General features: G+C 65.3%; 20 protein-coding genes. 8 read left to right on the top strand and 12 right to left on the bottom strand.

Annotation, left to right across the window (positions count from 1 at the left end; genetic code table 11):
* Positions 1-5: 5 nt before the first annotated feature.
* Positions 6-239: a hypothetical protein gene (locus tag AAG799_RS02555; RefSeq protein ID WP_341894225.1), complete on the bottom strand. Its 234-nt coding sequence runs from the start codon at positions 237-239 to the stop codon at positions 6-8.
* Between the two features lie 17 nt (positions 240-256).
* Complete coding sequence (locus tag AAG799_RS02550) at positions 257-1,324, bottom strand: class I SAM-dependent methyltransferase (RefSeq protein ID WP_341894224.1); 1,068 nt, start codon at positions 1,322-1,324, stop codon at positions 257-259.
* Positions 1,325-1,446: 122 nt separating this feature from the next.
* On the opposite strand from AAG799_RS02550, the gene AAG799_RS02545 reads away from it, so the two are divergent.
* Both AAG799_RS02545 and AAG799_RS02540 read left to right on the top strand, forming a co-directional pair.
* Entirely contained in the window at positions 1,447-2,466 is a 1,020-nt protein-coding gene (locus AAG799_RS02545) for a helix-turn-helix domain-containing protein (protein WP_341894223.1), read from the top strand.
* Between the two features lie 71 nt (positions 2,467-2,537).
* Positions 2,538-3,572 (top strand): methionine synthase, encoded by a 1,035-nt coding sequence (locus tag AAG799_RS02540; RefSeq protein ID WP_341894222.1) that lies wholly within the window; start codon positions 2,538-2,540, stop codon positions 3,570-3,572.
* 8 nt (positions 3,573-3,580) lie between these two features.
* On the opposite strand, the gene AAG799_RS02535 is transcribed toward AAG799_RS02540, so the two are convergent.
* From AAG799_RS02535 to AAG799_RS02525, 3 genes are all read right to left on the bottom strand, one after another.
* The gene (locus AAG799_RS02535) at positions 3,581-4,930 is read right to left on the bottom strand and encodes an Hsp70 family protein (protein WP_341894221.1); all 1,350 of its coding nucleotides are present in this window, start codon (positions 4,928-4,930) and stop codon (positions 3,581-3,583) included.
* Between the two features lie 221 nt (positions 4,931-5,151).
* Positions 5,152-5,664 (bottom strand): hypothetical protein, encoded by a 513-nt coding sequence (locus tag AAG799_RS02530; protein ID WP_341894220.1) that lies wholly within the window; start codon positions 5,662-5,664, stop codon positions 5,152-5,154.
* 3 nt (positions 5,665-5,667) lie between these two features.
* Entirely contained in the window at positions 5,668-6,492 is an 825-nt protein-coding gene (locus AAG799_RS02525; protein WP_341894219.1) for a MipA/OmpV family protein, read from the bottom strand.
* 165 nt (positions 6,493-6,657) lie between these two features.
* On the opposite strand from AAG799_RS02525, the gene AAG799_RS02520 reads away from it, so the two are divergent.
* Positions 6,658-7,398, top strand: a complete 741-nt coding sequence (locus AAG799_RS02520; RefSeq protein WP_341894218.1) for a response regulator — start codon at positions 6,658-6,660, stop codon at positions 7,396-7,398.
* The gene (locus AAG799_RS02515) at positions 7,395-8,816 is read left to right on the top strand and encodes an ATP-binding protein (protein ID WP_341894217.1); all 1,422 of its coding nucleotides are present in this window, start codon (positions 7,395-7,397) and stop codon (positions 8,814-8,816) included. The genes AAG799_RS02520 and AAG799_RS02515 overlap by 4 nt, the downstream gene beginning before the upstream one ends.
* Here AAG799_RS02515 and AAG799_RS02510 read toward each other — a convergent pair.
* From AAG799_RS02510 to AAG799_RS02490, 5 genes are all read right to left on the bottom strand, one after another.
* Positions 8,813-9,223, bottom strand: coding sequence for a DUF2177 family protein (locus AAG799_RS02510; RefSeq protein WP_341894216.1), 411 nt, complete (start codon positions 9,221-9,223; stop codon positions 8,813-8,815). The two genes, AAG799_RS02515 and AAG799_RS02510, sit on opposite strands and share 4 nt — an antisense overlap.
* 112 nt (positions 9,224-9,335) lie before the next feature.
* Positions 9,336-10,754, bottom strand: a complete 1,419-nt coding sequence (locus AAG799_RS02505) for a methyl-accepting chemotaxis protein (RefSeq protein WP_341894215.1) — start codon at positions 10,752-10,754, stop codon at positions 9,336-9,338.
* An 18-nt stretch (positions 10,755-10,772) separates the two neighbouring features.
* Positions 10,773-11,327, bottom strand: a complete 555-nt coding sequence (locus tag AAG799_RS02500; RefSeq protein ID WP_341894214.1) for a PAS domain-containing protein — start codon at positions 11,325-11,327, stop codon at positions 10,773-10,775.
* A gap of 205 nt (positions 11,328-11,532) precedes the next feature.
* On the bottom strand, positions 11,533-12,177 hold the full coding sequence (gene ycaC, locus AAG799_RS02495; protein WP_341894213.1) for an isochorismate family cysteine hydrolase YcaC: 645 nt from the start codon (positions 12,175-12,177) through the stop codon (positions 11,533-11,535).
* A 136-nt stretch (positions 12,178-12,313) separates the two neighbouring features.
* Complete coding sequence (locus tag AAG799_RS02490; RefSeq protein WP_341894212.1) at positions 12,314-13,282, bottom strand: LysR family transcriptional regulator; 969 nt, start codon at positions 13,280-13,282, stop codon at positions 12,314-12,316.
* Between the two features lie 265 nt (positions 13,283-13,547).
* On the opposite strand from AAG799_RS02490, the gene AAG799_RS02485 reads away from it, so the two are divergent.
* Complete coding sequence (locus AAG799_RS02485; RefSeq protein ID WP_341894211.1) at positions 13,548-14,507, top strand: Fe-Mn family superoxide dismutase; 960 nt, start codon at positions 13,548-13,550, stop codon at positions 14,505-14,507.
* Between the two features lie 64 nt (positions 14,508-14,571).
* Here AAG799_RS02485 and groL read toward each other — a convergent pair whose 3' ends face one another.
* Entirely contained in the window at positions 14,572-16,230 is a 1,659-nt protein-coding gene (groL, locus tag AAG799_RS02480) for a chaperonin GroEL (protein ID WP_341894210.1), read from the bottom strand.
* Between the two features lie 41 nt (positions 16,231-16,271).
* Entirely contained in the window at positions 16,272-16,589 is a 318-nt protein-coding gene (gene groES, locus AAG799_RS02475) for a co-chaperone GroES (protein WP_341894209.1), read from the bottom strand.
* A 255-nt stretch (positions 16,590-16,844) separates the two neighbouring features.
* On the opposite strand from groES, the gene AAG799_RS02470 reads away from it, so the two are divergent.
* The 3 genes from AAG799_RS02470 to AAG799_RS02460 form a co-directional block, all read left to right on the top strand.
* The gene (locus AAG799_RS02470; RefSeq protein ID WP_341894208.1) at positions 16,845-17,237 is read left to right on the top strand and encodes a PaaI family thioesterase; all 393 of its coding nucleotides are present in this window, start codon (positions 16,845-16,847) and stop codon (positions 17,235-17,237) included.
* Positions 17,238-17,250: 13 nt separating this feature from the next.
* Positions 17,251-18,396: an alanine racemase gene (locus tag AAG799_RS02465; RefSeq protein ID WP_341894207.1), complete on the top strand. Its 1,146-nt coding sequence runs from the start codon at positions 17,251-17,253 to the stop codon at positions 18,394-18,396.
* Between the two features lie 78 nt (positions 18,397-18,474).
* A partial coding sequence (locus tag AAG799_RS02460) for a HAMP domain-containing sensor histidine kinase (RefSeq protein ID WP_341894206.1) occupies positions 18,475-20,204 on the top strand: 1,730 nt, incomplete at its 3' end.

The raw sequence follows: 20,204 nt of genomic DNA, 5'->3' as shown, positions 1-20,204 counted from the left end.
GTCCGTCACAGGTCGCGCAGGCGTCGCTCCGCGACCCAGAAGGGCAGCGCGGCCTCATAGGTTGCGGCGACCGGATCGATCCCCGCATCCCGCAGGGTGCGATGATCGATCCGCGCCAGAGCCTGGCGGGCCCGGATTCTCCGGTGTTGCACGCGCAGGGCTTCCAGCAGTCGCGTCAGCCAGGTGGTATCGCGGTCCTCGGCGCGCCGGCCGAGCACCGCCAGGCCAAGACTCGTCAAGGTGGCTGCACGCATAGTCAGTGCCGCGCTTCGAGGATCAGGTTGAATGGCGTGGCGGTGGCACGGCGGAACTGCGAGAAGCCGTTCGCCTTCGCCAGCTCGGCCAGCCGGCCCTCGCCGGCCTGGGCACCCAGCACATGGCTGCCGTTTTCCGAGATCGCATGGGCGCAGCACAGCGCGGTCGAGCCAGCGTAATACATGCGGCCGATCGGGTTGAGGTTGTCCTCGACCTTGTCGTTGGCAAAGGGCTCGACCAGCATCAGCGTGCCGTCCTTGGCCAGCGCCTGGGCCGCCTGCTGCAGCGCGCGGTCGGGATGGCCCATGTCATGCAGCGCATCGAAGAAACAGATCAGGTCGAAGCCGGTTTCCGGATAGGCACCGGCCTTCGCCACCGCGAACTGCACGCGGTCGGCCACGCCGGCCTTCTTTGCATTCTCGCGCGCCGTGATAATCGAGCCGGCATGGCTGTCGAAGCCCCAGAAGCGGGCCTTCGGAAAGGCCTTGGCCATGATGATGGAAGAATGGCCATGACCGCAGCCGATATCGGCGACCCGGGCGCCCTGCTCCAGTTTGGGCACCACACCGTCCAGCGCCGGCAGCCAGTCCGGCACCAGATGCGCGGCATAGCCGTTGCGGAAGAAGGCCGCGATGCCGCAATACAGGCGCTCATGGTGATCGCCCCAGGCGACGCCCTTGCCGGTACGGAAGGCTTCGATGGTCTTGGGTTCGTCCTGCCACATCGAGGCACCGACTTCCCAGGCATTTGGAATGAAAACCGGGCTGGTGTCGTCGGCCAGCAGCAGCACCTGTTCCGGGCTGAGTTCGTATTTCCGCTCGGCCGGGTGATAGGTCACATAGCCACCGGCGGCGTTGGCGTTCAGCCATTCCCGCACATAGCGCTCGGCACAGCCAGCGCGCTTGGCCAGGTCGTCCGATGTCAGCGCACCCTGGCCCACCATCGCCTTGTAGAGGCCGAGCTTGTTGCCGATGCTGATCATGATGCCGCCATGGCTGCCCGACATGTCGGCGACGGCCTGGCCGACCAGGGCGTTCAGCTTGTCCTGGTTGATATTCACTGCGTTCATCGAATCACCTGATTGCTCATGGCCCGGGGGAGTGGGCGGGCCGGCACAATGGCGATTGTCAGGGGCGAACGTGAGAGCGTAACTTGTCAATACCGGTTCTCTCGTGCCATTGAGGCGCCAGAATGAAGCCCAAATCTGCCCATGTCAGCCTGATCGCCATCCCCGAAGCCTCGGCCTCGGTGCTGTTTGGCATGTACGACCTGATGAATGCCTTTCCGCAGATGCAGGACATCATCCCCGGCCTGCCCGCGGTCACGCCGTTCCAGGTGGAGGTGGTGGGCGAGGCATCCGGCGCGCTGGTGGTGGCCGGCGGCACGCCGATCCAGGTGCATCGCAGCTTCCGCGATGTCGAGCATACCGACATCATCATCGTTCCGGCCCTGGTGATGCAGGCCTGGAAAACCGGGCGCTATGGCGACCTGGTCGACTGGCTGACGCGGCAGCATGATGCGGGCGCCACGCTCTGCTCGGCCTGTTCGGGGATTTTCCTGATCGCCGAAACCGGCCTGCTGGATGGCCAGCGCAGCACCGTACACTGGTCCTATGGTCCGCATTTCCGCACCGTCTTCCCCAAAGTGCCGGTGTTTCCCGAGCAGACGCTGACCATCGCCGGCGAACGGCAGCAGTTCGTGTCCTGCGGCGCGTCGATGTCATGGCACGATCTCGCGCTCTATCTGGTGACGCGGCACAATGGCGAAGCGGCGGCGCGCGCGGTGGCTAAATTCTACGCGCTGCAATGGCACCGCGACGGCCTGCAGCCCTTCATCACCTTCGAGGGCCGGCGCGACCATGGCGATGCCGCGATCCTGGAAGCACAGAACTGGCTGGCGACGCATTACTCGGTGGCCGATCCGGTCGAGCAGGTGGTGCGCCAGTCCAGCCTGGCCGAACGCACCTTCAAGCGCCGCTTCACCAAGGCGACCGGCCTGGCGCCGCTGGCCTATGTGCAGCAGCTGCGCATCGAGGAGGCCAAGCGCCGGCTGGAGGTGACGCGCGATGCCGCCGACGAGATCGGCTGGCAGGTCGGCTATGAAGATCCGGCCTTTTTCCGCCGCCTGTTCAAGCGCGTGACCGGCCTGTCGCCGGGCAGCTACCGCCGCCAGTTCCAGATTCCCGCTTACGCTGCAGCGCCCGCCGACTGACCGGCCGGACCATTTCTGAACCTGTGCCGGGCCATGCTATGGTGCTGCCCCGAATCGGGAGGAGCAAGACAATGTCCGCAGCCCATCTGTTTCCCACCGCCGTGGCCGGCAGCCTGCCCAAACCCGCATGGCTGGCCGAGACGCACAAGCTGTGGCCGCAATGGAAGGCGGAGGGCAAAGACCTCGAAGACGCCAAGCGCGATGCGACGCTGCTGTGGCTCAAGCTGCAGGAAGATGCCGGCCTCGACATCGTCGGCGACGGCGAGATGTCGCGCCAGCATTTCGTGCATGGCTTCGTGGAAAACATCGCCGGCATCGACCGCCAGAACAAGGTGGAGATGGGCATCCGCGACAACCGCTACAAGGCGATGGTGCCGCGCGTGATCGGCAAGCTGGAACAGAAGAGCCGCGCGCATCCCTGGGAAGGCGCCTTCTGCCGCGCCCATACCAAGCGCAAGCTGAAATTCACCCTGCCCGGCCCGATGACCATCATCGACACCATTGCGGATGAGTATTACGGCGACCGCATCAAGATGGCGATGGCCTTTGCCGACCTGCTGAATGCCGAAGCGAAAGCGCTGCAGGCCGAAGGTGTCGATATCATCCAGTTCGACGAGCCGGCCTTCAATGCCTATACCAAACAGGCCGGCGAATGGGGTATCGAGGCGCTGCATCGCGCCATCGACGGCCTGACCTGCAAGACCGCGGTGCATATCTGCTACGGCTACGGCATCAAGGCCAATATCGACTGGAAGGCCTCGCTCGGCGATGAGTGGCGCCAGTATGAGGATTTCTTCCCGGCGCTGGCGAAAAGCAAAATCGACCAGGTGTCGCTCGAATGCATCAACAGCCGGGTGCCGCCGCATCTGATGGCCCTGCTGGACGGCAAGGAGGTGATGGTCGGCGTGATCGATGTCGCCACCGATGCGATCGAGACGCCGGAGCAGATCGTCGCCACGATCAAGGCCGCCCTGCAGTACGTGCCGAAGAACAAGCTGATCCCCTGCAGCAACTGCGGCCTGGCACCGCTGGATACGGCCGTCGCCGCCGCCAAACTGGAGGCACTGGGCAAGGGCGCAAAATTGGCGCGCGAACAGTTCAGCTAGGCCGGGCCTTAAGCCGCCGGGGTCTCCACCCCGGCGAGCCACTGCGCGGGGTCGGCCTCCAGGCCGATCAGGGCCAAGCCTGAGGCAATCGACTGCAGCTGGTCGCCGGTGGCGAGACGCTCCGCGCCGAAGCGGGCCTCGAACAGCGACCGTAATGCTGGCACAAACGACGAGCCGCCGGTCATGAACACCTGGTCGACGGCGGCCGGCGTCAGACCCGAGACCGCGAAGACCTGATCGAGTGCTGCATCGATCTGCGCCAGCTCGGGGGCGATCCAGCGTTCGAAATCCCGCCGCCGCACTGTCTCGCGGATCTCGATGCCTTCCATGGCAAAGCGCAGCACGGTCTGCTCGGCCGATGACAGCGCGGTCTTGGCATCCGACACCGCGCGATAGAGGCCGAAGCCGAGATCCATCTCGACCACGGTGATGAAATCCTCCAGCGCCGCGGGATCGACGGCGGCTTTGGCCAGCGCGCGCAGCTCGGCCAGCACTTTGGGCGATTTCAGCATTGCAAGCTGGTGCCATTGCGCGAACTGCGCGTAATGCTGGCCGGGGATCGGCAGCGTCTTGCCGTCGTTGCGATAGCTGCCGCCTTTGCCCAGGCGCGGCGCCACCACATTGTCGATGATGCGGAAATCGAAGGCATCGCCGGCAACGCCGACGCCGGAATGGCCGAGCGGCTCGGCGCTGATGCCCCCAGAAAATCCACCTTGGGCTGTCTTGCGAAACCGCATCAGCGAGAAATCGCTGGTGCCGCCGCCGAAATCGGCCACCAGGATGGTGGCATCGCGCTGCAGCCGGCGGGCGAAGAAAAACGCCGCGCCGACCGGCTCGTAGGCATAGCGCATGGCCGGGAAGCCGGCGCGCGCATAAGACGCATCCATGCGCTGCAGCGCCAGCACCGGATCGGGCGCAGCGCCGACAAAACGCACCGGGCGGCCGGCGATCACCGGCAGGGTGTCCATATCCTGCAGCGCAGCGCCGGCATGGCGGCGCAACAGCGTGAGGAAGCCGCTCAGGATGTCTTCATAGGTGAAGCGCTTGCCGAAAATCTGCGTCGAGGTGAACAGCGGACTGGCGGCGAAGGACTTGAACGACTGGATGAAGCGATGCTCATGCGGCGTGGCGAGGAACTGCTCGATCGCCCAGGGCCCGGCCGAGGTCTCGATGCGGCGCGGCATGCCCGGGATATCCTCGTAGCACAGCGCCGAGCGGAAGATTTCATGCACGACATCGGCATGGGAAAAGCGCACCGGCGTGACCGTGCCATCGGCGCCGGCGAGGGCGACGACCGTGTTGGTGGTGCCGAAATCGACACCCACGGCATGAGGAATGGCTTGCGCAGGCTTTGCCATGGCGGGGAAGGCTTTATCCGGGGCGGCTTTGAAGGGCGCCCCTTATAGGCGGTCAGGACCCGGGGCTCAAGCACCAACCCCTCCATCGCCATGGCCAAGTTTGACTTAGCCATCCGCGTCTTGCCTGAAAATGCGGGCGATCGAAAAAACACGTGGATGCCCGGGCCAAGCCCGGGCATGACGAAAAAGAAAGAGGCGCCTTCGCCGGCGCCCGGCCGCCCTTAAACCCCGATCTTATCTGCCCGGCAGCCCTGCAGCAGACTGTAGCGATGCGCCATGGCGCCCATGTGGCGCAGCTCGGCATGCACATAGGGCCAGAGCGTGATGAGGAACCCGACACTGACCGCATCCAGCATCAGGATGCCGAGATCATAGGCCGAGAGCGGATGCGCCATGGTGGCGATGATGCGGACAATCGCCATGCCGCCGCTGCCGGCGACGAAGATCACCACGCCGAGCAGATGCAGGCGATAGCTGCTGACCACCAGGATCGCCACCGCGATGCCGAGTTGCAGGCCGGCCAGCATGATATCCTGCTCGAGATGGATCGAACTCAGTACGGTCGCCAGGCAGGAGCACAGATACAGCGCAATCGCCATCACGTTGACAATCGACCAGAAGGGCGAAAGCCGGCGGCCGAGCACCGAGACCAGCACGCCGGCCATCAGGCTGCTCAGCACCACGGCCCAGTTCGCCCAATACCACGGTTCGATCATGGACCATGGCTCGCTCATGGCTCAGAACCTGTAACTGAGGATGAGGCCGGTGCTGAACTGATCGGCCGAACCCTTGCCGTCGACCAGCGGACTGTCGGCCGCATCGCCGAGCAGGCGCTTGTAGCCAAGCCGGCCGGTGATGCCCCAGTTCTCAGTCAGGCTGTAATCCAGATCGAGCGACAGGCCGACATCCTTGATGCCGCCTTCGGCGGTATACTGCCGTAGGCCGCTGCGCCGCGCCTGCGCTGCGGTGATGCCGAAGAAGGTCTGCGTGTAATTGTCGTCCGCCCAGGTGGTGTAGAGTTCGGTGCGGGCACGCAGCTTCGGGCCAAACTTGTGCATGTAGCCGCCGCTGGCCTTCGCGGTCAGGCCGTCATGCGCATCGGTGACATCGCGGAAGACCGTGAGGCCGGTTGACCACGGGCCGGCGCGATAGGTGATGAAGGCGCCGACTTCGGCGCCGGCATCGATATCGCCCAGGCCGCGCAGGGCATCGTTGTCGCCTTCGTCGCGGCCCATCTGGTAGCGCAGCAGCGGGCCGATCTGCAGCTTGTCGCCCTCGCGCGGGCCCTGCAGCGTGAAGAGATTCGCGCCCAGCATGGGGCCGCGCAGGAAAACGATATCCTTGTAGTTGATCATCAGCAGTGGAATCGGCGCGACCTCATAATCGTCGCTGCCTTCGTAATCGGGCTGATAGGACGCACCGGCACCGATGCGGATGTCCCAGTCCTTTTTCTCCGGCTTTTCCGCCTGGGCGGGGGGCTGCTGGGCCGGCTGCTGCTGGGCGGTGGCAACGAGCGGCAGGGCGAGAAGGCCGGCGGCGACCAGGACGGCGGTGTTTTTCATCGGGAGAATGCTCTTTGTATTGAATCCGGGGGTCGGTATGGCCGGCACCCTAGCCGGCCCGGCGGGCAGACCGGTGTCAGCCCCGTATCGTTGTGTTTCAGAATGTTGCAGGGCCGGTGCCGGGCCCGGCCGGGCTGCTATACTGGCCGCCTGCCGGAGAGCCCCGTGACCGCCCTTGTCGCCACCCACGTTCTGATTGTCGACGACGACCATCGCATTCGCGCCATGCTGGCGCGGTTCCTGACCGACCATGGCCTGAAGGTGAGCCAGGCCGGCGACGGCCGCGAGATGTTTGCGCTCTGCGAGGCCGCGCGCATCGACGTGATCGTGCTGGATATCATGATGCCGGGCGAGGATGGCCTGTCGCTGTGCCGCCGCATGCGGGCGCAGAGCGCGGTGCCGATCATCCTGCTGACCGCCATGACCGGCGATACCGACCGCATCATCGGCCTGGAGATCGGCGCCGACGATTACGTGGTGAAGCCCTTCAATCCGCGCGAGCTGCTGGCCCGCATCCGTGCGGTGACCCGCCGTCTGGGCGCCGCCAGCATCAATGCCGAACGGCCCGCGAAGGCGACGGTCTATGAATTCGGCGGCTGGCAGCTGAATGCGAGCCGCCGCACGCTGACCTCGCCGGCCGGCGCACTGACCGACCTGACCAGCGGCGAATTCGACCTGCTGCTGGCCTTCCTGGAACATCCGCAGCGCGTGCTGACCCGCGACCAGCTGCTGGACCTGGCGCATGGCCGCATGAGCCAGGCCTATGACCGCAGCATCGACGTGCAGATCAGCCGCCTGCGCCGCAAGATCGAGGCCGACCCGCAGGACCCGGTCTTCATCAAGACGATCCGCAACGAGGGCTATTTCTTCACGGCTTCCGTCGCTCTTCTGCAGGATGCCGCGTGAGGATTCCGCTCTGGTCACGCCTGCGGCTGGCGCCGCGCATCATCATCGTCATCATCGGCGGCCTGCTGGCGATGAAGGCGGTCGACAAGCTGATGCCGCTGGCGATCCGCCCGCCCGAAATCATGTTCTTCGACCGCGACTGGCTGCTCGCCACCCTGCGCGAGGCCCGCGACCGCAGCATGGCAGTGCCGGCGGCCGAACGGCCGGCCCTGCTGCAGTCCCTGGCGGCTGGCCGCTGGCTGGATTTCACAGCGCTGACCACGCCGCCGGCCTTCCGCCATACCTCGCGGACCGGGGCCTTTGCCGACCTGCGCCTGCAGATCGCTGCCACGCTCGGCTTAAGCCCGCAGGATGTGCTGCTGATGGCCGACGATCTGGACGACCCGGAATACTCGCCGCGCACGCTGGTCATCATCCTGCCGCCGCTGCCCATCGTGATGATGGATGTGCTGGACGAGCGGCGCGACAACCTGCTGAGCAGCGACCTGCGCATCGGCATCCGCATCGGGCCCGACGACTGGCTGCTGGTGATGCCGAAAAGCGACGGCCAGGAAACCGTGCGCATGATCCGCAATGTGGTGCTGCCGGTGCTGGCCGTGGCAATGATCGCGCTGCTGTCGGTGTGGGTGGCGCGCGGCATCGTCAGGCCGCTGGACGATCTGGCGGCGGCGGCGGAAAAGCTGGGCCGCGACCGTGAACTCAGCCTGGTCGGCAATTTCAACGCGCCCGAACTGCAGGCGATCGGCAGCTCCTTCAACGCCATGCAGCTGCGGCTGAAACGCTTCGTCGACGACCGGCTGCAGATGATCGCCGCGATCAGCCACGATCTGCGCACGCCGCTGACCCGCCTGCGGCTGTTTGCCGAATATGTGCCCGACCAGGACCAGAAGCGCCAGGTGCTGTCCGACATCAGCGACATGGAAGCGATGATGAGCGCGACGCTGACCTTTGCCAGCAACCAGCTGAAGGACGAGCCGCGTGGCATCGCCGATCTCGCCGCCATGCTGATCAGCCTGTGCGATACCGCCGCCGATGCCGGCCGCGCCGTCAGCTATGACGGTCCCGATCATGCCGGCCTGACCTGTCAGCCCATCGCGATCCGCCGCGCCTTCACCAACCTGATCGACAATGGCTGCAAGTTCGGCGATGCCGTGCGGGTCAGTCTGCGCGACAGCGCAGACGCCATCATCGTCACCGTCGCCGATAACGGCCCCGGTATTCCCGCCGACCAGGTGGAAACCGCGTTCCGGCCCTTCACCCGGCTGGAAACCTCGCGCAACCGCGATACCGGCGGCACCGGCCTGGGGCTGACCATCGCGCGCGATGTGATCCTGGCCCATCGCGGCACGATCGAACTCTCGGCGGCGACGCCCTCGGGCCTGCTGGTGACGGTCACGCTGCCGCGCACCGGCGCCTAGCCGCCCCATTTCTGCCCGGCCCAGGTGCCGATGCCGGCGCCCATTGCCGTGAGCAGCGCGCCCCAGGCCATGTCGATCACGGTGACGAGCAGCGGCCAGTCCCTGATGGTGGCCTGGTTGGTGAGATCATAGGTGCCATAGGCGACGAGGCCGAAGGCGGCGCCGAACAGCGCGGCCGTCAGCGGCGACCAGCCCTCGTTCAGCGCCGGGCGCAGCACGAACAGCGTCACCCCGGCGGCATAGAGCAGGTAGAAAGCGACGGCGGCCGGCCAGACCGGCAGGTCGTTGAGCAGCGCGCCGAGCTTGGGCCGGTAGAGCAGCTTGGTGGCCGTGCTGAGCCAGACCGCATCGAGCACGGCCAGCACGGCCAGCATGGCGGCGGTGGCGACGACAAGGGACTTGGTCATGCAGGGCCTCGATGGCGACGGAACGGGTCACCATGATGTAGGCCGGAATCGCCGGGGGAAAGGGCCGGGCGACCAACGGGAAAGGCCCGGGATCGCTCCCGGGCCTGTTGATCTAGGCCGCCAGCTTCAGGGGACGGTCCTGCTGCATCGGCCGGTTCTGCTGCATTGGCCGGTCCTGCTGCAGCTGGAAGAACTGCACCACCTCGTTCAGCTGGGCGGCCTGTTCGGCCAGGCTCTGGGCCGAGGCCGTGGTCTCTTCGACCAGAGCGCCGTTCCGCTGGGTCATTTCATCCAGATTGCCGACCGCGATATTGACCTCGTCGAGGCCGCGCGACTGCTCCTGGCTCGCCGTCGCAATCTCGCCGATGATGTCGCTGACTTTTTTCACCGCACCGACAATCTCGGCCAGCGAATCACCGGCCTGATTGACCAGTTCGGCGCCGGCCTTGACCTGCTGGTTGGATTCGCCGATCAGGGCCTTGATGTCCTTGGAGGAGGCGGCCGAACGCTGCGCCAGGGCACGCACTTCCTGCGCCACCACGGCAAAGCCCTTACCGGCTTCACCGGCACGGGCCGCCTCGACCGAGGCATTCAGCGCCAGCAGGTTGGTCTGGAAGGCGATCTCGTCGATCAGCGACATGATGTCGGCAATACGGCTGGCGCTGGTTTCGATCTGCCGGACCGCGGAGACCGCGTCGGCGACCACGGTGCGGCCATTTTCCGCCGTGCTGCGGGCCGTCGCGGCCAGCTGCGTGGCAGCCTGGGCATTCTGGGCATTCTGCTTCACCGTCGTGGTGATTTCATGCATGGCCGCGGCGGTCTGCTCCAGTGTCGCCGCCTGGCTCTCGGTACGAACCGCGAGATCGCGGCTTGCCTCGGAAATCTCGCGCGATGCGTCATGCACCGCCGAGGCATTGCTGGTCAATGTGCCGGCCACGTCGCGCAGGGTTTCAATGGTGCGGTTGGTATCCTGCTTCAGATCGGCGAACACGCCTTCATAATCACCATCGACCCGGTGGTTCAGATCGCCGCGCGCGAGGCCCGCGATCACGGTGGCGACATTGGCGATGACGCTGCCGCTGCGCTCGACCAGCGTGTTGATGCCCTCGGCCAGCTGGCGCATGAAGCCTTCCTTGCCGTCCAGGGCGACGCGCCGGTTAAGATCGCCTTCTGCCGCCGCCGTCACCAGATCCGAGACTTCAATCTGCAACCGGGCCGTATCGCTCGCCCGCTTGCCCATGATTTCGCGGGCATTGTTGATGATGTCGGCGCCCTGGCGGAACTGACCCACCATGCCGGCCGGCAGGAAGCGGCGGAAATATTTCCCCTGCGAGGCATAGGCCAGGCTGGCACTCGATTCGCGGATATAGGCGTCCATCAGGTCGAGCATACGGTTGAAGCTGACCAGTGCCGGCGCCAGATCGCCATACTGCTGCATATGCAGGATACGGCCGGACAGGTCGCCCTGCGCCGCCCGGGCGCAGATGGCTTCGATTTGCTGCAGGGCTTTCTTGTGACGGGAGGTAAACATGATCGGCGTCCTTGTCTTTCAGGCGGCGAGGCTGAAGACGAATTCGTCGTAGCTCTGCTCGGCCTCGTCCAGAGTGGCCTGCAGCAGCGCGGCGGCCGCATGCATGCCCTGCTTGCGGTCCGGATGGCGGTTCTCTTCCTCGAGCAGGCGCCGGTAGATCGGCTCGATGCGGTTCAGCGACTCGCGTTGCGGCACGCGCCGGTTGGAATGATAGCCGTCGATGCGGCCCTGCTGGTCCCGGCTCGGCGTGACATGGGCGAGCACCCAGTAGTAGTCGCCGTTCTTGGCCATGTTCTTCACAAAGGCGAAGATTTCCTCGCCGTTCTGGATGCGCTGCCACAGCATATGGAAGACGGCACGCGGCATGTGCGGATGCCGCACGATGCTGTGCGGCTGGCCGAGCAGTTCGCCCTCCGTGTAGAGGCCGACGCGGCAGAAAACATCGTTGACGTAGGTCAGGCGGCCTTTGAGATCGGTCTTGCTGACGATCAGTTCGTTTTCGGAGAAAGTGCGTTCATGGGTGGTGGGTGACGGGCGGGACATGATGACCTCGGGAGTGATCGGAAGTGACATGCCGCATTCTTGTCAGACCGCCCCCGACAGCAAATTTCATTTCTATAATCTGGACCGGTCTCGCCAATCGGATCGATTGATTTTTGGTTACACCGGACGGCGCAACATTGACAGCGCCTCGCTAATATCCACGCGGATGCAAAAGAAAAGGCCCGGCCGCCAGTATCTCACTGGCGACCGGGCCTTTCCGCGGGCCACGCCCCGCTTACTGCGCCGATGCCTTGCGGGCGGTCTGCGCGAAGTAACTCGTCATCAGGTTCTTGTAGTCGGGGATATGGTCGGCAAACAGCTTGGCCAGACCCTCGACATCATTGCGCCAGTCGCGATGCAGCTCGCAGGCGACGCCGAACCAGTTCATCAGCTGGGCTCCGGCCTGGCTCATGCGGTTCCAGGCGGCCTGCTGGGCGATCTCGTTGAAGGTGCCGGACGCATCCGTCACCACGAAGACCTCGAATTCCTCTTCCAGCGCCGACAGCGCCGGGAAGGCGACGCAGACCTCGGTGACGACGCCGGCGATGATCAGCTGCTTCTTGCCGGTGGCCTTCACTGCCTTGACGAAATCCTCGTTGTCCCAGGCGTTGATGTTGCCCGGGCGGGCGATATAGGGCGCATCGGGGAACAGCGCCTTCAGCTCCGGCATCAGCGGGCCGTTCGGGCCGTCTTCGAAGCTGGTGGTCAGGATGGTGGGCAGGCCGAAATATTTCGCCAGGTCGGCGACCGCCAGCACGTTGTTGCGGAACTTGTCGGGATCGATATCGCGCACCAGCGAGAGCAGGCCGGCCTGGTGGTCGACCAGCAGAACGGCGGCGTTGGTCTTGTCGAGGCGGTTGTAGGTGAAGGTCTTGGTCATGGTCGTCATCCTTATGCGTGGGTCAGGGTTTCGATCTGTGGCGGCGTGTCGTTCGCCGGTGAGAGGACCCTACGCAAAAGCGATGACAGCGATTAGCTACCATGTTCCGGACCCACTGTCCGGCTGAACCGGACAATCAGGCGCGACGGGGTTTCGCCGGTTTCGCGGCTTTGGCCGGCTGCGCAGGCTTTGCCGCCAGCCAGGGCGGCGTACCGGCAAAGGCGGCCGCCAGATGATCGACCATGGCGCGCAATTTACGCGGCATGTGGCGCACCGGCGGATAGACGGCATAGATCGCATCGGGCACCGGGCAGATGTCGGGCAGCGCCTCGATCAGCGCGCCGCTGGCGAGCGCCTCGGCAATGATGAAGCGCGGCAGCACGATGATGCCCAGCCCGGCCATCGCCATGTCGCGCATCGCCTCGCCGTTGTTGACCACGATGCGGCTGCGGGTCTCGACCACGCGCGGCTCGCCGCCGGGCGTGACCGGCTCGAAGCGCCAGAGTCGGCTGGCATGGGCATTGGCGTAGTCGATGCAGGCATGCTGGCTGAGATCGTCCACGGTTCTGGGCAGGCCGTGCTGTCTGGCATAAGCCGGGCTGCAGCAGACCACACGGTCACTGTCGCAGAGCTTGCGCGCCATCAGGCTGGAATCGCCGAGGCGGCCGATGCGCAGGGCGAGATCGTAGCCGGCGCCTATAATGTCGACGGCGCGGTCGTCGAAATCGAGCGCGATTTCCAGCTCGGGATGCGCCTGGGCAAAGGCGGTGATCACCGGCGTGAGATAGCGCATGCCGAAACTGATCGGCGCGGTCATGCGCAGGCGCCCGGTCAGCGGCCCGTCGGCCGAGGCGGCGGCATCCACCGCATCGTCCAGCGCCTGCACCAGCGGCGCCAGGCTGTCGAAGAACTCCTGGCCCCGCTCGGTCGGGGTCACGCTGCGCGTCGTCCGTCGCAGCAGCTCGACGCCGAGCGCGTTTTCCAGGTTACGCACGCGGTCGCTGATCACCGACTTGGCCAGTGCCAGCCGCGCGCCGGCAGCCGTGAAACTGCCGGCCTTCACCACGGCGATAAAGGCGAGGATGTCTTCGTAGCGCTGGGTCATGCGCCGAATCTAGAGGAGGTCCGCGCAGGCCGAAAGTGGTGATGCACCACAATGCCCTTGCCCTTCCGGCAAACGCTCGGTTATAACCATCGCCGCCGGGACACTACGGACTCCCGACATTCCCAAGACAATGGCAGCCGTGCTGCCGTGGTCCAAGCTCCGTCCTAAACTGGCGCATGACGCGTCGGGATCGGATGCTTGTGATGGGATGCAACTCTGCAAGCCAGCGATACCGTGTCATGCCGCCTTCCCTGTGGAGCGTCTCATGACCTTTTGCATCCGTGCCCTGCCCTTCAAGCCGCCGCGCCTGCTTGGCCTGTCGGAAAAACTGATGGCCAGCCATTACGAAAACAACTACGGCGGCGCGCTGCGCCGGCTCAACGCCATCGCCAAGCGCCTGGCCGGCCTGGACTGGAACGCGGCACCCGGTTTCGAGATCAACGGCCTGAAACGCGAAGAACTGATCGCGGCCAATTCCGTGCTGCTGCATGAGGTGTATTTCGACTCACTCGGCGGTGCCGACGGGCTGGGCGGAGCGGCCGGCGAGCCCGATGCCGATCTTGCGGCCGCGATCAGCCGCGACTTCGGCAGCCTGACGCAGTGGAAAGCCGAATTCGTCGCCATGGGCAAGGCGCTCGGCGGCGGATCGGGTTGGGTGATCCTCAGCTGGTCGCCGCGCCTGCAGCGGCTGGTGAACCAGTGGGCCAGCGATCATGCACACAGCCTTGCCGATGGCGTGCCCGTGCTGGCGCTCGACATGTACGAGCATGCCTATCACCTCGATTTCGGTGCCAATGCGGCCGGCTATGTCGAGGCCTTCACGGCCAATATCCACTGGGCACGCCCGGCACAGCGCTATCGCCAGGCCATTGGCCAAGCGGCAGCGGCAACCGCAGCTGGCCACAGTGTGAGTCCCGAAGATCTGCAGGCGATGCTGCAGACCGGCAAGGATGTGGTGGTGCTCGACATCTGCCTGGCCGACGACATGGCCAAGCGGCACGACATGATGCCGGGCGCGCTGATCCGTGCACCGGAAACCCTGCCTGAGTGGATCGACGCGCTGCCGCGTGACAAACCGCTGGTCGCCTATTGCATGTATGGCTTCCAGGTCAGCGGCAATGCGGTGGCCGAAATGCGCAAGCGCGGCCTCGATGCCCGCTCGCTGGCCGGCGGCATCGCTGCGTGGCATGCCATCGGCGGCAAGACCGTGCCGCTGCAGCGCTAGGAAACGAAAAAGGCCCGGTGTTTCCACCGGGCCTTTCCGTAAGCTCTGGACTGATGGGCTGGACTTAGAAGTCCATGCCGCCCATGCCGCCCATACCGCCCATGCCGCCGCCGCCCGGCATGCCGCCGCCGGCCGACTTCGGCTCCGGACGGTCAGCAACCATGGCTTCGGTGGTGATCAGCAGGCCGGCCACCGAAGCGGCGCCCTGCAGCGCGACGCGCACGACCTTGGTCGGGTCGATGACGCCGGCCTTCACCAGGTCGGTATATTCTTCGGTCTGGGCATTGAAGCCCCAGCTGGTGTCCTTGGACTCCAGCAGCTTGCCGGCCACCACGGCGCCGTCAACGCCGGCATTCTCGGCGATCTGACGGACCGGAGCCTGCAGGGCGCGGCGGATGATTTCCACGCCATGCTTCTGGTCGGCATTGTCGACCTTCACCTTGTCGATGGCGCGCACCGAGTACAGCAGCGCAGTGCCGCCGCCCGGGACGATGCCTTCTTCGACCGCGGCGCGGGTCGCATGCAGTGCGTCATCAACGCGATCCTTGCGCTCCTTCACCTCGATCTCGCTGGCGCCGCCAACCTTGATCACGGCAACGCCACCAGCCAGCTTGGCCAGACGCTCCTGCAGCTTCTCACGGTCGTAGTCCGAGGTGGTTTCCTCGATCTGCGCCTTGATCTGCGCCACGCGGCCCTGGATGTCCTTGTTCTTGCCGGCGCCGGCAACGATCGTGGTGTTTTCCTTGTCGATCGTGACCTTCTTGGCGGTGCCGAGCATGGCGAGCGTGACGCTCTCCAGCTTGATGCCGAGATCTTCCGAGATCAGCTGACCACCGGTCAGGATCGCGATGTCTTCCAGCATGGCCTTGCGGCGATCGCCGAAGCCCGGCGCCTTGACGGCGGCAACCTTCAGGCCACCACGCAGCTTGTTCACCACCAGCGTGGCAAGGGCTTCGCCCTCGACATCTTCGGCGACGATCAGCAGCGGACGGCCGGTCTGCACGACGGCTTCGAGAACCGGCAGCATGGCCTGGAGACCCGACAGCTTCTTCTCATGGAGAAGAATGTAGGGGTTTTCCATGTCGCAGATCATCTTCTCGGCATTGGTGATGAAATACGGCGAGAGATAGCCGCGGTCGAACTGCATGCCTTCGACGACGTCCAGCTCGGTCTCAAGGCTCTTGGCCTCTTCCACCGTGATGACGCCCTCGTTGCCGACCTTTTCCATCGCCTTGGCGATCATGTTGCCGATTTCGGTGTCGCCGTTGGCCGAGATGGTGCCGACCTGGGCGATTTCCTTGGTGCCCGAGATCTTCTTCGAACGGCTCTTCAGATCTTCGACGATCTTCTCGACCGCGAGGTCGATGCCGCGCTTCAGATCCATCGGGTTCATGCCGGCGGCAACGGCCTTGCCGCCTTCGCGGACAATGGCCTGGGCCAGCACGGTGGCGGTGGTGGTGCCGTCGCCGGCCTGGTCATTCGCCTTCGAGGCCACTTCGCGCACCATCTGGGCGCCCATGTTCTCGAACTTGTCGGCCAGCTCGATTTCCTTCGCGACCGTCACACCGTCCTTGGTGATGCGCGGGGCGCCGAACGACTTGTCGAGCACGACGTTACGGCCCTTCGGGCCCAGGGTGACCTTGACGGCATCGGCGAGAATGTCGACACCGCGCAGCATCTTGCCGCGCGCATCGGCGCCAAAACGGACATCTTTAGCAGCCATAGCTGTATCTCCTTGGATGAGTCTTACGGATCAGGCGCTGATTAAGCAGCCTTGGACTTCTTGGCGGGGGTGCCTTCGATGATGCCCATGATGTCGGACTCCTTCATGATCAGGAGCTCCTCACCATCGAGCTTCACCTCGGTGCCCGACCACTTGCCGAACAGCACGCGGTCGCCAGCCTTGACGTCGAGCGGCTGAACCTTGCCGGCCTCGTCGCGGGCGCCGGCGCCAACGGCGACGACTTCACCCTGCATCGGCTTTTCCTTGGCGCTGTCGGGAATGATGATGCCGCCAGCCGTGCGCTCTTCTTCAGCAACACGCTTCACCACCACGCGATCATGCAGCGGACGAAACTTCATGCGATCCTCCTAAGGTATCTGTCGCATCTAAATTCGGAATATTCAGGAAAATCAGCGACTTAGTCGCGCAACCCCCGAATTGTTAGCACTCCCCACGGGAGAGCGCCAAACACTTAAGCAGCCGCCACCCCTCCGTCAAGGAGGGGGTGCCCGGATTCCGCCATAATTTTTCATGACCGCGCCGCATGGCGCCTCCCATGGACAGGGCCGGACCGGCTAGGGTCGGGAAAACCGGACAAACTGGAGGAGACCGCCATGCCTGATCTGCCCGCCCTGCCCTTTGCCGAGCTGATGGGCCTGAAGATCCTGTCGGTGAGCCCTGAGAAGGTGACAGCGGAACTGCCGGTGACGGCGGCGCTGTGCACCGTGCCGGCGATCCTGCATGGCGGCGCGGTGATGGCCTTTGCCGACACCATCGGCGCGGTGGCCACCGTGGCCAATCTGGCCGAAGGGTTCTCCACCACCACGATCGAGAGCAAGACCAATTTCTTTGCCGCGATTCCGGCCGGCGAAACCGCCCTGGCCGAATGCACGCCGCTGCATCGCGGCAAGACCACCATGGTGTGGCAAACCCGGATCAGCCGCGCCGATGGCAAACTCGCCGCCATCGTGACGCAGACGCAGCTTGTGCTGGCGCCCCGCACGTAATATCGGAAGAGTCATGAACAAGACCCTGAACGACCTGCCCACCCCGTCGCTGATCCTCGACCGCAGCCGGCTGTTAAAAAACATCGCCCGCATGCAGGCGCGCGCGCAGAGCCTGAATGTGAAGCTGCGCCCGCATCTGAAGACGGCGAAATCGGCGATGGTGGCCGAACTGGCGGTCGGCAAGGCCGGCGCCATGACCGTCTCGACCCTGGCCGAGGCCGAATATTTCGCCAAAGCCGGCTTCCGCGACATCACCTATGCCGTACCGATTGCGCCGCAGAAGCTGGAACAGGTCGCCGCCATCATGAAAGGCGGCGTCGACCTGAAGATCATCACCGATCATCCGGCGGTGGCGCAGGCGATTGCGGAAAAAGGCCGGGCGCTGGGCATCACCTTCAGCACCATGATCAAGATCGACTCCGGCCTGGGCCGCGCCGGCATCCCGCCGGACTCCGCGCTGCTGCTGCCGCTGGCGACAGCCCTGTCGCAGCCGGGCAGCAGCCTGGCCGGCGTGCTGACCCATGCGGGGCATTCCTATGATGCGAAAAACATCGCGCAGATCGAGGCCACCGCCGAGGAGGAACGCCTCGCGGTGGTGACCGCGGCAACCCGGCTGCGCGAAGCCGGCTTTGCCTGCCCGATCGTTTCGGTGGGCTCGACACCCACGGCACTGTTTGCCAAACACCTGGACGGCGTTACCGAGATGCGGCCGGGCAATTTCGTGTTCTTCGACCTGTTCCAGGCCGGGCTGGGCACCTGTGCCATGGAGGATATCGCGGTGTCGGTGCTGGCCACCGTGGTGGCCCATCATCCGGGCCGCAACCACCTGCTGATCGATGCCGGCGGCCTGGCGCTGTCGAAGGATACCGGCGCCAACAAGAATGTGCCGGGGACCGGCTATGGCCGGGTCTGCCGCCCGGACGAGGCCCTGCCGCTGCCGGGCCTGAACATCCATGACGTGCACCAGGAGCACGGGCTGGTGGGCGGGCCGAAGGCGGCGCCGGTGGATTTCGCCAGCTATCCGCCGGGCAGCCGGCTGCGGGTGCTGCCCAATCACTCCTGCATGACCGGGGCGATGTATGATCGCTATTTCGTGATCGACCCGGCGCAAGCGGGCGGCGCGATCGTAGCCGAATGGGACCGCGTCAACGGCTGGTAAGGGCGAACAGCCGGCACATAATGCATCAGGGTGGTTGCGGCGCCGGCCGGTTTCCGCTTGAGTGAAGCCGGTCCGACCATGTCCGAGACGATCGAAACCGCTCCACGACCCACCGAAGCCGCGCCCACCGCGCCGCAGCGCCGCAATTATGCGCTGAACAGCTTCCGCCAGGTGGTGCCGATCAATGCCGGCGTGACGCTGACCAACGTCACCGCCATTGCCCTGCTGCTGGTCGGGCAGATACCGCTCAACTGGCTGATGAGCTGGTGGCTGCTGCATGCCGCAGGCCTGAGCTACATGCTGTATCGCTGGGTCAGCCACAGCCGCGCGCAGGCGCGCAACGAACACCGTTCGGCCCGCATGCGCCTGGCCGATGTGTGGGGCGCCGCCTTCTCGGGCGCGGCCTGGGGCGCGGCGGCGCTGTTCCTGCCCCATCTCGACCCGGCGCATCAGATGCTGGTGATCATGGTGGCGGCCGGCATGATCGCCGGCTCGGCCGCCACGCTGGCCGTGGTGCCGACTGCAGCACTCACCTACATGCTGCTGATCGCGGTGCCCTTCGTCACCTTCTTCCTGTGGCAGGGCGGCGTGGTCGGCCTGGCCATGGCCGTGATGTCGGCGCTGTATACCGGCGCGATGATCCTGACCAACCGCATCGTCAACGGCGTGATCCGCCGCAACCGCCGCCTGCATGAGGAAAACACCGCGCTGTATGCCCGCATCCGTGCGGCCCAGGGCGAGTTGCTGGATATCGCCGAAAGCACCGAGGCCTTTGCCTTCCTCGATGCGGAGAACCGGCTGCAATTGTGGAACCGCCGCCTGCCGGCCCTGCTGGGTCTCGATGAAGGGCTGTTCGTGCGCGGTACCGATCTCAATGTGCTGCTGCGCCGCGCCGGCCTGCCCGATGCCCTACTGACCAGCGAGATTGCCGGCGGCGTGCTGCAGCTGCCGGGCGGCCGCTGGGTGCAGGTCGGGCGCCGCACCACGCCACAGGGCGACCGCGCCCTGATCGTCATCGACATCACCGAGCAGCAGGCCGCCAGCGCCAAGCTGCAGCAGACCAATGACCGGCTGGAGGAACTGTTCCGCGAGGTGAGCCAGGCGCGCGACGCGGCGCTGCGCGCCAGCCAGGCCAAATCGATCTTCCTGGCCAATATGAGCCACGAATTGCGCACGCCGCTGAATGCCATCATCGGCTTTTCCGATATCGTGCAGCAGAAGATGTTCGGCCCCGACTGGGTGAAATACGATGAATACCTACGCGACATCAACGGCAGCGCCCGCCATCTGCTGTCGGTGATCGACGACATTCTCGATCTGGCCCGCATCGAGGCGAACCAGATCGTGCTGCATGAGCAGCCGGTGATGCTGGACGAAGAACTGCCGATCTGCGCCCGCCTGGCGGCCTCGCATTACGGCCGCAATGCCGAAGCCGTCAGCGTCACTGTCCCAGAGGATCTGCCGCCCTTGCACGCAGATGCGCGACTGGTGCGGCAGATCCTGATCAACCTGATCGGCAATGCGCTGAAATTCTCGCCATCAGGCATCCCGGTGGAAGCCCTGGCGCGACACGATGCGGAGAGCAACGAGATACTGATCAGTGTGCGTGATTCCGGCATCGGCATCGCACCCGAGGACCAGGCACGCATCTTCGATCCCTTCGAGCAGGCCGACAGCCAGCTCAGCCGCAAATATGGCGGCGTCGGCCTCGGTCTATCGCTGGTGCAGGCCTTCGTGCGCGCCCACCAGGGCAGCCTCAGCATCGACAGCGCGGTGGGCAGCGGCACGCGCATCACCGTGGCCTTCCC

The sequence above is a fragment of the Ferrovibrio terrae genome (assembly GCF_943371255.1).
Classification (GTDB): Bacteria; Pseudomonadota; Alphaproteobacteria; order Ferrovibrionales; family Ferrovibrionaceae; genus Ferrovibrio; species Ferrovibrio terrae_B.
Note: the sequence above shows the minus strand (reverse complement) of the source record. Positions and strands in the feature narration are given on the sequence as shown.

What these genes read in the sequence shown, in the direction of transcription:
- AAG799_RS02510 (WP_341894216.1), bottom strand. Translation starts at nt 9,223, where the DNA reads ATGACCAAGTCCCTTGTCGTCGCCACCGCCGCCATGCTGGCCGTGCTG.
- AAG799_RS02525 (WP_341894219.1), bottom strand. Translation starts at nt 6,492, where the DNA reads ATGAAAAACACCGCCGTCCTGGTCGCCGCCGGCCTTCTCGCCCTGCCG.
- AAG799_RS02540 (WP_341894222.1), top strand. Translation starts at nt 2,538, where the DNA reads ATGTCCGCAGCCCATCTGTTTCCCACCGCCGTGGCCGGCAGCCTGCCC.
- AAG799_RS02485 (WP_341894211.1), top strand. Translation starts at nt 13,548, where the DNA reads ATGACCTTTTGCATCCGTGCCCTGCCCTTCAAGCCGCCGCGCCTGCTT.
- AAG799_RS02500 (WP_341894214.1), bottom strand. Translation starts at nt 11,327, where the DNA reads ATGTCACTTCCGATCACTCCCGAGGTCATCATGTCCCGCCCGTCACCC.
- groL (WP_341894210.1), bottom strand. Translation starts at nt 16,230, where the DNA reads ATGGCTGCTAAAGATGTCCGTTTTGGCGCCGATGCGCGCGGCAAGATG.
- AAG799_RS02545 (WP_341894223.1), top strand. Translation starts at nt 1,447, where the DNA reads ATGAAGCCCAAATCTGCCCATGTCAGCCTGATCGCCATCCCCGAAGCC.
- ycaC (WP_341894213.1), bottom strand. Translation starts at nt 12,177, where the DNA reads ATGACCAAGACCTTCACCTACAACCGCCTCGACAAGACCAACGCCGCC.
- AAG799_RS02535 (WP_341894221.1), bottom strand. Translation starts at nt 4,930, where the DNA reads ATGGCAAAGCCTGCGCAAGCCATTCCTCATGCCGTGGGTGTCGATTTC.
- AAG799_RS02465 (WP_341894207.1), top strand. Translation starts at nt 17,251, where the DNA reads ATGAACAAGACCCTGAACGACCTGCCCACCCCGTCGCTGATCCTCGAC.
- groES (WP_341894209.1), bottom strand. Translation starts at nt 16,589, where the DNA reads ATGAAGTTTCGTCCGCTGCATGATCGCGTGGTGGTGAAGCGTGTTGCT.
- AAG799_RS02530 (WP_341894220.1), bottom strand. Translation starts at nt 5,664, where the DNA reads ATGAGCGAGCCATGGTCCATGATCGAACCGTGGTATTGGGCGAACTGG.
- AAG799_RS02490 (WP_341894212.1), bottom strand. Translation starts at nt 13,282, where the DNA reads ATGACCCAGCGCTACGAAGACATCCTCGCCTTTATCGCCGTGGTGAAG.
- AAG799_RS02550 (WP_341894224.1), bottom strand. Translation starts at nt 1,324, where the DNA reads ATGAACGCAGTGAATATCAACCAGGACAAGCTGAACGCCCTGGTCGGC.
- AAG799_RS02505 (WP_341894215.1), bottom strand. Translation starts at nt 10,754, where the DNA reads ATGTTTACCTCCCGTCACAAGAAAGCCCTGCAGCAAATCGAAGCCATC.
- AAG799_RS02470 (WP_341894208.1), top strand. Translation starts at nt 16,845, where the DNA reads ATGCCTGATCTGCCCGCCCTGCCCTTTGCCGAGCTGATGGGCCTGAAG.